The sequence below is a fragment of the Streptosporangium album genome (assembly GCF_014203795.1).
Lineage (GTDB): Bacteria > Actinomycetota > Actinomycetes > Streptosporangiales > Streptosporangiaceae > Streptosporangium > Streptosporangium album.
This window is the reverse complement of the sequence record NZ_JACHJU010000001.1, coordinates 2,597,015-2,609,487: the sequence shown is the minus strand read 5'-3', so window position 1 is coordinate 2,609,487 and position 12,473 is coordinate 2,597,015. Positions and strand designations below refer to the sequence as shown.

General features: G+C 70.9%; 8 protein-coding genes and 1 pseudogene. 2 read left to right on the top strand and 7 right to left on the bottom strand.

The window, feature by feature from the left end; translation table 11 throughout:
* Positions 1–39: 39 nt before the first annotated feature.
* The gene (gene recD2 / locus FHR32_RS12315; RefSeq protein WP_184754426.1) at positions 40–2,259 is read right to left on the bottom strand and encodes an SF1B family DNA helicase RecD2; all 2,220 of its coding nucleotides are present in this window, start codon (positions 2,257–2,259) and stop codon (positions 40–42) included.
* 80 nt (positions 2,260–2,339) lie between these two features.
* On the opposite strand from recD2, the gene FHR32_RS12310 reads away from it, so the two are divergent.
* A complete protein-coding gene (locus FHR32_RS12310; protein ID WP_184756494.1) occupies positions 2,340–2,516 on the top strand; it encodes a low temperature requirement protein A in 177 nt (58 codons plus the stop codon).
* Here FHR32_RS12310 and FHR32_RS12305 read toward each other — a convergent pair.
* The 5 genes and pseudogenes from FHR32_RS12305 to FHR32_RS12290 all read right to left on the bottom strand — a co-directional run bounded on the left by FHR32_RS12305 (position 2,500) and on the right by FHR32_RS12290 (position 7,648).
* On the bottom strand, positions 2,500–3,552 hold the full coding sequence (locus FHR32_RS12305) for a LacI family DNA-binding transcriptional regulator (RefSeq protein WP_184754425.1): 1,053 nt from the start codon (positions 3,550–3,552) through the stop codon (positions 2,500–2,502). The genes FHR32_RS12310 and FHR32_RS12305 overlap by 17 nt on opposite strands.
* 6 nt (positions 3,553–3,558) lie before the next feature.
* Positions 3,559–3,825 (bottom strand): fibronectin type III-like domain-contianing protein, encoded by a 267-nt coding sequence (locus FHR32_RS44275; RefSeq protein ID WP_312882284.1) that lies wholly within the window; start codon positions 3,823–3,825, stop codon positions 3,559–3,561.
* 551 nt (positions 3,826–4,376) lie between these two features.
* Positions 4,377–5,333 (bottom strand): annotated as a pseudogene (locus tag FHR32_RS44270) (glycoside hydrolase family 3 protein); the annotation flags it as partial.
* A gap of 258 nt (positions 5,334–5,591) precedes the next feature.
* Positions 5,592–6,209 (bottom strand): DUF305 domain-containing protein, encoded by a 618-nt coding sequence (locus FHR32_RS12295; protein WP_184754424.1) that lies wholly within the window; start codon positions 6,207–6,209, stop codon positions 5,592–5,594.
* 89 nt (positions 6,210–6,298) lie between these two features.
* Complete coding sequence (locus FHR32_RS12290; protein WP_184754423.1) at positions 6,299–7,648, bottom strand: DUF1996 domain-containing protein; 1,350 nt, start codon at positions 7,646–7,648, stop codon at positions 6,299–6,301.
* Between the two features lie 381 nt (positions 7,649–8,029).
* On the opposite strand from FHR32_RS12290, the gene FHR32_RS12285 reads away from it, so the two are divergent.
* Entirely contained in the window at positions 8,030–11,029 is a 3,000-nt protein-coding gene (locus FHR32_RS12285; protein ID WP_184754422.1) for a galactose-binding domain-containing protein, read from the top strand.
* Between the two features lie 120 nt (positions 11,030–11,149).
* Here FHR32_RS12285 and FHR32_RS12280 read toward each other — a convergent pair whose 3' ends face one another.
* Positions 11,150–12,385, bottom strand: a complete 1,236-nt coding sequence (locus FHR32_RS12280) for an IS701 family transposase (RefSeq protein ID WP_184754416.1) — start codon at positions 12,383–12,385, stop codon at positions 11,150–11,152.
* Positions 12,386–12,473 lie beyond the last annotated feature (88 nt).

The window sequence follows — 12,473 nt, the reverse complement described above, 5'->3', positions numbered from 1 at the left end:
GCCACACGCTGCTGTCGCAACTGGAAGCGGAGGCGGCGTCTACGGTGCGGTCAAGGCCCCTGGACGTTCCTCCGGCTCGGCCGCCAGGCACAGGGTGAGCCGGAGGGCCAGGCCGGTGTTCCTGCGGTGGCCGAGCCGGTGCACCGCGAGCTCCAGCGCCTCGCGCTGGCCGACGAGGACCACCCACGCCTTCGCCCTGGTGACCAGCGTGTACAGCAGCCTGCGGCGTAGCATCACGCCTCCGGCCTCGGCCACGATCGGCGCCACCACGAACGGATACTCGCTGCCCTGGGAGCGGTGCACGCTGATCGCGTAGGCGTGGGTCAGCTCGTCCAGTTCGCCGAAGGAATACGCCACACTCTCCCCGTCGTCGGTGCGGATCTCGACCAGCCGCTCCTGCGGGTTCACCGCCGTCACCGTGGCGATCTCCCCGTTGAACACGCCCTTGTCGTAGTTGTTGCGGATCGGCATGACGCGGTCGCCCACTCTGAAGACCGACGGGCCCGACCAGTGCTCGGCCGCGTCCTGGCGCGCCGGGTTCAGCCGTTCCTGCAGCCTGCGGCCGAGCTCCACGGCTCCGGTCGTGCCTCTGCGCATCGGGCACAGCACCTGGACCTGGTCCGCGCCGATGTTCTGCTTGCGGGGGATCGCCTCCGTCGCCAGGTGGACCACCCGCTCGGCCACCTGGCCGGGATCGTCGAGCTCCTCGAACCAGAAACCGCCCCGGCCGGGCAGCGCCGGCAGCTCACCCGCCCGGATCCGGTGGGCGGCCCGGACGATCCCGCTGTCCTGCGCCTGCCGGAAGATGTGGGTCAGCCGGATGCGCGGGATCTCCTGCACACGGAGCAGGTCGGCCAGCACGCTGCCGGGCCCGATGCTGGAGAGCTGGTCGCTGTCGCCGACCAGCAGCAGATGGCTGCCCGCCGGGATCGCGGCCGTCAGCCGGGTGGCCAGCTGCAGGTCCAGCATCGACGCCTCGTCCACCACGACCAGGTCCGCCTGCGCGGGGGACTGCTGGAACAGGGTGCCCTCCTCCGGCTCCGGCTGCCGCGTCAGCAGCCGGTGCACGGTCATCGCGGGCAGCCCGGTGAGCTCCGACAGGCGCTTGGCCGCCTTGCCCGTCGGCGCGGTGAGGGTCACCGTGCCGCCCATCGCCCGCACGGTCGCCGCGATCACCCTCACCGTGTGGCTCTTGCCGCAGCCGGGACCGCCGGTCAGGACGGAGACGGTGCTGGTCAGCGCCAGGTTCACGGCCACCCGCTGGTCCTCGTGCAGCCCCTCGTCCTCGGCGAACACCCGCAGCGGCAGTGTCGAGCGGGCGCGGGCGAGCCTGGCCAGGTGCGCCGCCAGTGCGATCTCGCGGCCGTGCTGCTCCTTGGCGTACACCACCTGGCCGGGCCCCGCCGGTGACGACTCGACGACCACCCGGCGCTCGGCGACCAGCGTGTCGACCGCCCGGTGGATCAGGTTCTCCTCCTGCTCGACCAGGCTCGCCGTCGCGGCGACGAGGGCGGGCATGGGCAGGAAGCAGTGCCCGTCGCGGGCGGCCGCCGCCTCCAGCCTGTCCAGGACCGCCGCCTGGATCCGCTGCGGGCTGTTCTCCGGCACCCCCGACCGCAGCGCGATCCGGTCGGCGGTGTGGAAGGCGATCCCCCTGACCTGGCCGATCAGCCGGTAGGGGGCGGAGACGAGGACGCCGCGCGAGTCGTCGCCGTACACCTGGTAGATCTTGGCCGCGAGCAGCGGGCTGATCCCGAAGCCCTGCAGGACGACCATCAGCGCGGCGACCTCCTTCTGCTCCGCCCACGCCTGGACGATCTGCGCCTGCCGCGCGACGCCGATGTTGACGACCTCCCGCAGACGCTCCGGCTCGGTGTCGACGACCGTGAGCGTCTCCTGGCCGAAGTGGCTGACGATGGCATGGGCGAGCCGCGGCCCGATCCCGCGGATCAGGCCCGAACCGAGGTACAGCGTGATGGCGCGGACACTGGAGGGGATCACCCGCTCGCACTGCCTGACCACCAGGCGGCTGCCGTGGCGCGGGTGCTCGTCCCACTCGCCGGACAGCCGCAACGTCTCGCCCGGCTGAACCCCGGCCAGCGTGCGGCCCGATGCGACGAACCCGGGCAGGCCGTCGGCGCTCATGCGCGCGACCGTGTACTCGTCCTCGCGGACGTACACCAGCTGCTCGACGGAGGCTTCCAGATCCGTCAGGTACGGCTTCGCGGGCACGGTCACCGTACGCTCCCCGGAAATCATGTGCGGCACCTCATCGCAGACACTAACCGGCGGCTGCGACAGTTCGGGCCCGTCCCGGCCGTGGCGACCAGGCGGGCGACATCATCGCACTGGGTGAGTCGGTGCTGGTCACCGGGCTGACACCGGCCGAGAACGACCACCTGACGGCGGCTACGGTCGCCGCGTTCACGGTGGCCTTCCTCGGCAGCATGGCGATGTGGTGGGTCTACTTCGACCGCACCGGCGAGCCGCCGGTGGCCGTCAGGCCGACTCCCTGATCACCAGGGTGGGCTCGAAGATCCGCGAGGTCACCGGATGGTCCGGCTGCTCGATGTGGGCCAGCAGCAGCCGCCCCATCTCGGCGGCCATGTCCTCGACGGGATGGCGGACGGTGGTGAGCGGCGGGCGGCAGGCCAGCGCCGCGCTGCTGTCGTCGAAACCCACCAGGGCCACGTCGTCGGGCACGCGGCGCCCGTGATGGCGCAGCACCAGCAGGGCGCCCTGGGCCATCAGGTCGTTGGCCGCGAAGACGCCGTCGATGTCGGGGTGCTCGGCGAGCAGCCGTTCCATCGCCACCTCGCCGCTGGAAAAGGTGAAGTTGCCCTCGGCGCAGGGAATGTAGGGCTGGCCGTGGACGGCCATCGCGTCCTGGAAACCCGCCAGGCGGTCCTGGCTGGCAGGTACGTCGAGCGGGCCGGAGATGGTCGCCAGCCGGCGGCAGCCGCGGGCGACGAGGTGGTCGGCGGCCAGCTTGCCCCCGGCCCGGTGCGCCACGTCGACGTAGCTGATCGGGATCGGCCGGGCCGGTCTGGCGAAGAGCACGGCGGGAAGCGAGGCGTCGGCGAGCAGCTTGGGCAACGTGTCCTCGGCGCTGATGGAGACCAGGATGGCCCCGTCGGCGTTGCCCTGGCGCAGGTAGGCGATGGCCTGGTCGCGGGTCTCCAGGGTGTCGGCGAACATCAGGATCGGATAGATGCCCAGCGGGCGCAGGAAGTCGACGACGCCGCCGACCACGCGCCCGAAGAACGGATCGGCGAAGACCTGACGGGGGAACGAGTCCTCCTCCTCGCCTCCGCCGGCTCCGGAGACGATCAGAGCGATCGCACCCGCCCGCCGGGTGACCAGTGAACGCGCGGCCTGGTTGGGAACGTAGCCGGTGAGGGCGATCGCCTGCCTGACCCTCTCCTGGATGGAGTGGTCGACGTTGCGAATTCCGTTGATCACACGGGAGACCGTGGCGCGCGAGACTCCCGCCGCCCGCGCCACGTCCTCCAAGGTGGGGGGTCCCGACACTCGCGATAGGCCTTCGTTCATAGGTCTTTATAGCATAATGGGAGAGCGCTCTCCGACGAGTCCGGGCTGAACCGGTGCCCGCGTGCCGAGAAGGGTCGTGCCGCTCAACGGCAGGTCGGCGGCCGAGCGTCCGGCGAGCACCGTGAAGGCGCCCTCCTCGGCCCGCCAGGTGTGATGCTCGGCCGACCAGTGCTGGAAGGCCCGTGCCGGGATGTCCACCGTGATGTCGAGGACCTCGCCGGGACCCGCGTCGGCCAGGGCGTAGCCGGCCAGCCAGCGCGCGGGGCGGGCCACGCCGGTCTCCGGCCGGGACAGGTAGACCTGGACGACTTCGCGCCCGGCGCGCTCGCCGGTGTTGCGCAGCCGTACCCGGACGGAGGACGGGCCGCCGGGGGCGGCGTCTTCGGGCACGGAGAGGCTCTCGTAGGACCAGGACGTGTAGCCGAGTCCGTGCCCGAACCAGTACGCGGGCGGCGTGGGCTGCCGCAGCCAGGCACGGTAACCGATGTCCAGGCCCTCGGCGTAGGTAAGCGTCCCATCCTCCGGGACGGTGGAGACGAGCGCCCTGCCGGCCCAGGTGGTGGGCAGCCGGCCACCGGGCTCGGCGCGGCGGAGTCGATCCGCGCCGGTTCGAGTATGCGGCCGGTCAGCCGGTGCTCGGCGTGGACCTCCGCGCCGGCGGCGTCCAGCAACCGGATCAGGACGCCGGGTTCACCGGTCAGTGGGTTGCGGGCGTTGTCCGTGCCCAGCGGGGTGGGCCGGTCGTCGAGGTGCGCCCCGGGTGAGTGGACCACCTCCGCGATGCCGGACAGCGCGTCGCGGATGCCGTCGAGGGGAGACACGACGGACAGGGGGTACACGCCCGCGCTGCCGCCGCCCTGGATCCGGACGGCGGCGGCGTTCGGCCCGAGCACGGCGACCCTGCGCAGGCGCGAGGGATCCAGGGGGAGCAGCGCGTCCTCGTTGCGCAGGAGCACGGTGCTCGCGGCGACGGCCCGGCGCAGCAGCGCGCGGGCGGGGCCGTGATCTCCCGGTCCGGTGGGCTCCGGAAGGACGGCGGGGGCGAGGTCCAGCGCGCCGACCCGGGAGGCCAGCCGGAGCAGGCGCCGGACCTTGTCGTCGATCGCGGCCTCCGGCACCTCGCCCGCCCGCACCGCGGCGACCAGCGTCTCTCCCCATGGGCCACACGGTCCCGGCATCGCGAGATCCTGCGCGGCGCGGGCCGCGGGACCGGCGGAGCGGACGCCTCCCCAGTCCGACACGACCACCCCGTCGAACCTCCACGCCGCCTTGAGTGGATCGGCGAGCAGAGGGCTCTCCGACATCGTGGTCCCGTTCACCCCGTTGTAGGCCGACATGACGGCCCAGACGCCCGCCTCCACCGCGGCCTCGAACGGTGCCAGGTACAGCTCGCGCAGGGTCTGCTCGTCGACGTGGGCGTCGAGGGTGAGCCGCTCGGTCTCGGAGTCGTTGGCGACGTAGTGTTTGGCGGTGGCCGCCACACCGCCCGCCTGGATGCCGCGGACGCAGGCGGCGCCGATCCGGCCGGTCAGCAGGGGGTCTTCGGAGTAGCACTCGAAGTGGCGCCCGCCGAGCGGTGAGCGGTGCAGGTTGAGCGTCGGGGCGAGCAGGACGTGCACGCCCTTACGGCGCGCCTCGGCGGCGAGCAGCCCGCCCAGTAGCCCCACCAGGTCTTCGTCCCAGGTCGCGGCCAGTGCGGTCGCCGAGGGCAGGGTCAGGGAGGGGTTCCGCTCGTCCCATCCCTCCCCGCGCACGCCGACCGGGCCATCGGAGGTGATCATGGACCGCAGTCCGATGTCCGGCTCGGCGTGGGTGGACCACACGGTCGCCCCGGTGAGCAGCCGTACCTTCCCCTCCAGGTCCAGCTTCTCCACCAGACGGTCGAACTCGTCGATGCTCACGCGGTTTCCCTTCACTCTTGGAGAGCGCTCTCCGTTGCGTCTCAGCGTCACCGTCCCGGCGGACGCTGTCAATGCCCGGGAAGGTGGCGCGACGGCCGGCGGGGAGGGGCCCCGTCACCGGTCAGGCCCGCGGACCGGTCACCGGATGCCGGCGAGCAGGTCGCGCTGGGCGGCGCGGGTCCGCTCGACGGCGGCGGCCAGCGCCCTGGTGTCGCCGTCGGCGCCGGCAGTCTGTTCGGAGCGGGCGACCGCGGACGACTGGTCGAGGTGTTCGCGCAGGTGACCGGCGAAGAGCCGGTCGAAGGACGGGCCGGTGGCCGCCCGCAGCGCCGTCAGGTCGGCGGCGGTGACCATGCCCGGCATGTCGTGTCCTTCGTGCACGTTCGTCGGAGGCAGGCCGGTACGGCCCAGCGTCTCCCTGAGGCGTTGGAGCTCGGCCAGATGGGCCTCCCTGATCCGGGCGGCCAGCCGCCGGACCGCCGGGTCGTGCCCGCGTTCGGTGCCGAGGTCGAGCAGGGGCAGCGTCCGCTCGTCCATCGGGATCATCAACTGGAGCCACGCGGTGTCGGTGGCGTTGAAGCCCCCCGTCGCCGCGGCCGTCACCGTGGTGGCGGGGGGCACGGTGGCGGCCACGGCGGGGGGTCCGTGGCGGTGACCCGGGACGGCCGCCGTGGAGTGGGCCACGCAGCTGGCGACCAGGCCGATGGCCAGGCCGGACACGAGGAGCAGGGTGAGGACCGTGCCGGCACGTCTCATGGGGACCTTCCCGTGTCGAGGGGTGTGCCCGGCCCCGGCCGGCGGAGGCCGGGGTCCGGGCACCCGCGGCCGGAGCCGGGCACGTGCGGTCAGGGAAGCTCGAAGTTCTCCGTGAGGGCGGCACCGCGGTGCGGCTTGTACGGGTCGTAGCCGCGCGGGTTGCACTGGAGGCCACCGTTGATGCAGTGGGTCACCAGCGCGTCGAGGATGGCGGGGTCGTCCCACGCGTTGAAGAAGTCGTAGTGCCAGGTGTAGCCGCGGCCGCTGGCCAGCCGCGCCTGCGACAGGTCACCGCTCGCGGGGAAGGCGATCTTGAATTCCAGCATCGGCACCGCCACCGGATGGGTGGTGGGGCAGTAGCCGCCGGCGGGGTAGGCCATGTGGCTCTTGTGGTTGGGGCTGTCGAGGTTGACGCCGTCCCAGCAGCTCGGCGACTGGTAGCGGACATTCACCTGGCTGCCCGCCACGCAGGACGTCGGGATGTCCCAGCTGTGGGAGATGTCGCCGCACTCGAAGCCCTCGACGGTGCCGGGTGAGTCGCGGAACTCCGCCAGCGTCGCGGTCGGGCTGCCGACGACGAAGCGCAGGCCCTGCGGGAAGGGTTGCACCTCCCAATAGTTAAGGATGCCGGACTTGTAGTAGATGACCTGGTTGCCGGTCGGCTGGATCAGCTGGTCGCCCTTGTAGAAGCTCGGGAACCAGTAGGCCGACCTGTCGTGCGGGTTGGTGCACGAGGTGCCGCCGCCGAGGAGTGACGAGGCCGTGCTGCTCGCGTTGGTCGTCCTGTTGCCGACGAAGGTGTGCATGTGCGAGGCGCCGGGCAGGCCGGGGAAGACGATCGGGTCGTCGGGCCGGTTCGCCGTCCACGAGCAGTTGGCCTGGAACTCGTGGTGCGTCACCTCGTCGGTGAACGTGGGCTTCGGCCTGGGGGTGGTCCCGGCGCCGCCGGTGCCGTACACCTTGAACTCCCACAGCGAGTAGCCGTAGCCGGTGCCGCGGGCGGTGCCGTACATCCGCACGTACCGGCCGGAGCCGGAGACGTCGAGGGTCTGGGTGCCGCCGGTGCCGGTCGTGGTGGAGTAGACGTCCGTCCAGGACGAGCCGTCGCCGGAGACCTGGATCTTGAACGCCTTGCCGTAGGCGCCCTCCCAGTTGAGGACGACCTGGGAGACCGTCGCGGTGCCGCCGAGGTCGACCTGGAGCCACTGGGGATCGCCGGCGGCGCTGGACCACCGGGTCCCGGTGCTGCCGTCGAAGGCGGCTCCGGCGCCGTACCCGCCTCCTTCGGTGGAGGAGGCGGTGGCGGGCCGGCTCTGTGAGAGCAGGGCGTCCGCCGCGGTGGCGGGGGAGATGATCGCCAGACCGGCCGCGACGAGCGCGGTGAGTGTGGCGGCGATCAGTCCCAGGCGGAATATGACGGGACTTCGGGATGAGTGCATGCCCTCTCCTTCGGTGGGGGTGACCGTTGGGAACGGCGGACGGGAGAGCGCTCTCCACCAGCTTCTTCCTCGCCGTCACGGCTTGTCAAGGAGGAGGCTGACTCGATCTGAAACCTGGCGTTCATGCCCCCGGCACGGGCTGTCCGGGCGGCTTCGGCCTCCCGGAAGGGGATGAAGGGGGGTCGGCCCTGCGGAAAAGGCGATTTTTGAAGGGGTATGTCCGTTGGGCTGAGGTTTCCAGTGTGTGAGCAGCGCGTTTCGAACCCGTGAAAGCGAGAGCCTTGACACTGCTCGATCTCCAGGGGCACTGTCGATGACGGAGAGCGCTCTCCCCCCTGTCGTCCCGGTACGGCGGGCACCCCCCTTTTTCGAGGAGAGATCGTGCATCCAGCTCGTAGTTCGGGCCGGTTCCGGTTAGGCCTGGTCATCGCCGTTCTGGCGAGCCTGGCCATTTCCGGTCTGGCACTCATCAGCCCGGTGGCGGCGGCCGACGGTCTGCTGTCGCAGGGCAAGGCGGCGACGGCCTCGTCGTCCGAGGGCGCCGCCTACAGCGCGGCGGCGGCGGTCGACGGAAATCTGACGGGCACCCGGTGGGCCAGCTCGTTCAGCGACCCGCAGTGGCTCCAGGTCGACCTGGGAGGGACGGCGACGATCAGCCGGGCCGTGCTGACCTGGGAGGCCGCCTACGGCAAGGCGTTCAAACTCCAGGTCTCCGACAACGGCTCGTCATGGACCGACATCTACTCGACCACGACCGGCACCGGCGGCACCCAGACACTGGACGTGACCGGCACCGGCCGGTACGTCCGCATGTACGGCACCGTTCGCGGCATCGGCTACGGCTACTCGCTGTGGGAGTTCCAGATCTACGGCCACCTGGGCACCGGCGGGGAGCCCGAGGAGCCCGACACCTGGACCGAGGTGTGGAAGGACGACTTCACCGGCTCGGCGGGAACCTCACCCTCGGCCGCCGACTGGATCCTGCGCACCGGCACCCAGTACCCCGGCGGCGCCGCGAAGTGGGGTACCGGCGAGGTCGAGACCATGAGCGCCTCGACCGCCAACGTCTCCCTCGACGGCACCGGCAACCTGACCATCAAGGCGATCAAGGACGGCGCCGGCAATTGGACCTCCGGCCGGATCGAGACCCAGCGCACCGACTTCGAGCCGAAGCCGGGTGAGATGCTCAGGTTCAGCGCCCGGCTCAAGCAGCCCGACGTCACCAATCCCCTGGGCTACTGGCCCGGCTTCCGGGCGACCGGCGCCGCCTACCGGGGCAACTACAACAACTGGCCGTCCGTCGGCGAGACCGACATCATGACCGGCGTCAACGGCCGCGACCAGCTGGCCAACACCCTGCACTGCGGCACCGCCCCCGACGGGGTGTGCAACGAGTACAACGGCCGCACCAGCGGTTTCGCCACCTGCGAGGGCTGTCAGAGCGGGTACCACGAGTACAGCCAGGTCATCGACCGGACCAAGACCGACGAGGAGGTCCGCTTCTACCTCGACGGCAGGCAGACCTGGGTCGTGCGCGAGAGCCAGGTCGGCGTCGCCGCCTGGAACGCCGCCCTGCACCACGGCTTCTACCTCCGCCTCGACCTGGCCATCGGCGGCTCGCTGCCCAACGCGCTCGCGGGCGCCACGACGCCGGCCGCCGCCACCTCCTCCGGCGGCGTGCTGAGCGTGGACAAGGTCTCGGTCTCCAGGCAGACCGGCACCGTCCCCGCCGCCATGACCGACCCGGCGACCCCTGCCGGGCCGAGCACGGTCAGGGTGACCGGCTCGCAGGGCAGCTGGCAGCTCCAGGTGAACGGCGCGCCGTACCAGGTCAAGGGGCTGACCTACGGCCCGCCGCAGGCCGCGGCCGACGGCTACATGCGCGATCTTGCGGCCATGGGCGTCAACACGATCCGCATCTGGGGCGTCGACGACACCAACACCCCGACGCTGATCGACAGGGCCGCCCAGCAGGGCATCAAGGTCATCGTCGGGCACTGGCTCAACCAGGGCGCCGACTACGTCAACGACACCGCCTACAAGACCAGCGTGAAGAACGAGATCGTCGCCCGGGTCAACGCCCTCAAGGGCCGCCAGGGCGTGCTCATGTGGGACGTCGGCAACGAGGTCATCCTCACCATGCAGGACCACGGCCTGCCGGCCGACGTGGTCGAGCAGCGGCGGGTGGCGTACGCGAAGTTCGTCAACGAGGTGGCGCAGGCGATCCACACCGCCGACCCCAACCACCCGGTCACCTCCACCGACGCCTACACCCACGCCTGGACCTACTACAAGACCCACTCCCCGGCCCTGGACCTGCTCGCGGTCAACTCCTACGGCGCCATCCACACGGTCAAGCAGGACTGGATCAACGGCGGGTACACCAAGCCGTACATCGTCACCGAGGCGGGACCCGACGGTGAGTGGGAGGTGCCAGGCGACGTCAACGGCGTCCCCAATGAGCCGACCGATCTGCAGAAGCGGGACCAGTACACCGCCAGCTGGAACGCGATCAAGGGACACACGGGCGTCGCGCTCGGCGCGACCGAATTCCACTACGGCCTGGAGAACGACTTCGGCGGGGTGTGGCTCAACACCACCACCGGCGGCTGGCGCAGGCACGGCTACCACTCGCTCAGAGCGGCCTACACCGGACAGCCCTCGGCGAACACGCCCCCGGAGATCACCTCGATGACGGTCGGCTCGCAGACCGCCGTCCAGGCCGGCAAGACCTTCACCGTCGATGTCGCCGCGTCCGACCCGAACAGCGACCTGATCCGCTACAACCTGATGTTCAGCAACAAGCACGTCAACGGCAACCGCGGCCTCGACAACGTCAGGTTCACCCAGACCGGTCCCGGCAGATTCTCGGTGACCGCGCCGGAGCAGATGGGCGTGTGGAAGGTGTACGTGTACGCCTTCGACGGGCACGGCAACGCCGGCATCGAGCAGCGGTCGTTCCGCGTGGTCCCGCCTGCGGTCGACGGGACCAACGTGGCGCTCGGCAAGCCGACCACCGCCTCCACCTACCAGGCGACGGGCGACGGCGGCCCGTTCACCCCCGACCGGGCCACCGACGGCAGCTTCACCTCCCGCTGGGCCAGCGAGTGGGCCGACCCGCAGTGGCTCCAGGTGGACCTCGGCACGTCCACCGCGATCAAGCGTGTCCAGCTCGGCTGGGAGAGCGCGTACGGCAAGGCGTACCAGCTCCAGACCTCGGCCAACGGCTCGGACTGGAGCACCCCCTACTCGACCACGGCCGGTGACGGCGGCTTCGACGTCATCGACCTCAACACGTCGGCCAGATACGTCCGGCTGAACCTCACCCAGCGCGGCACGGCGTACGGCTACTCGCTCTACGAGTTCGGTATCTACAGCTAGTAGGGCTTGGTTAGGTGGGGACGGGCTGGGCATGTCTGGGTAACGCGCGGCGGCAGGTGGGGCAGATACCGGCCCAGCAGGCCAGAAGCAGCTGCAACTCGGCGATGACCCGGTAGGTGCTCAAGCCGCAGCCGGCGCTTTTGGGTTGAGCCTTTCAAGGGTGCAGAACGCGTGAGCGACCGAGACCAGGGTGACGTGATGATGCCAACCGCTCCACGTGCGACCCTCGAAGTGGTCCAGGCCCAGGCCGGTCTTCAGCTCACGGTAGTCGTGCTCGATGCGCCAGCGGATCTTCGCCAGACCCACCAGACGCCGCAATGGAACATCGGCCTCCAGCGTGGACAACCAGTACTTGACCGGCTCCGGCTCACCGGGCGGCCATTCGGCCAGCAGCCAGCACACCGGCAACTCCCCGCCCGCATACGCGCGGCGGATCCGCACGCCCGCCGGCCGTACCCGCAGCGCGGCAAAGCGCGAGCGCAACGGCCCCTTGGACCCCATCCGCCACCGCACTGTGTGCAGCGCGCGCCGCCCGCCCTCCAGCACCAACTGCCGGGCGCTGATGCGCCGCTGCCGGTAGCGGGGCACCGGCCGCCGCCCGGTCCCCGCATACGGCGCGACGCTGCGGCAGGCCTCGGCCTCCAGCAGCGCGGTATCGGAACGCACCCCCACCACGTAGGGAATATCGCGCTCGGTCAGGCCCAGGCGAAAGGCCCCGTCTTGACCGTAGCCCTCATCGGCGACCACCAACGGCGGATCCAGCCCCCAACTCTCCAGTTCGTCGATCATGTCCAGAGCCAGCTGCCACTTGGGCACATGACCGACGTCGGCGGGGATCCGGCAGCGCTGCCGGCGTGCCGCCACCGCGGCCGGATCCTCCGTGCGCGGCGAGGCCGCATCCCACTGCTCGGGCACGAACAACCGCCAGTTCACCGGGCAGGAGGCGGCGTCGGTGACCAGATGCACGCTCGGCGCGACCTGGCAGTTCGCGGTCTTGCCCAGCGCCCCGCAATACTGCGCGGCCACCCCCGGCGACTCCTGGCCGTCCTTGACAAAGGACACATCATCGACCACCCATGCCACCGGGTTGATCGCCGCATCCATCCGCCAGGCCAGCTCGGCCAAAACCAGCTGATGCGCCCAGGGGGCATCGGTGCAGAACTGCTGCAGCCCTTGGCGATCCACGCCCAGCCGGGCCGCCATCGGCTCCATCGATTTCCGTGCCCCGTCGGTCAGCAGGCCGCGCACATACCGCTCGCCCCACCGCCGCTGATCAGCACGGGCGAAACCGGAGAACATCTCAGCGGCAAACGTCTCCAGCCGCGCCCGCACGGCCTCGAGTTCTTGAGGGGTCATCTTCCCTCACCCCCAAACAGGTGACATACCGTCCCCTACCCGAGGTAACCAAGCCCTACTAGATGATTGAGTCCAAGGGCTTCGGTCA

Bases quoted from the DNA above. Each gene is read 5' to 3' on its own strand.
- FHR32_RS12290 (WP_184754423.1), bottom strand. From the start codon at position 7,648: ATGCACTCATCCCGAAGTCCCGTCATATTCCGCCTGGGACTGATCGCC.
- FHR32_RS12295 (WP_184754424.1), bottom strand. From the start codon at position 6,209: ATGAGACGTGCCGGCACGGTCCTCACCCTGCTCCTCGTGTCCGGCCTG.
- recD2 (WP_184754426.1), bottom strand. From the start codon at position 2,259: ATGATTTCCGGGGAGCGTACGGTGACCGTGCCCGCGAAGCCGTACCTG.
- FHR32_RS12305 (WP_184754425.1), bottom strand. From the start codon at position 3,552: ATGAACGAAGGCCTATCGCGAGTGTCGGGACCCCCCACCTTGGAGGAC.
- FHR32_RS12280 (WP_184754416.1), bottom strand. From the start codon at position 12,385: ATGACCCCTCAAGAACTCGAGGCCGTGCGGGCGCGGCTGGAGACGTTT.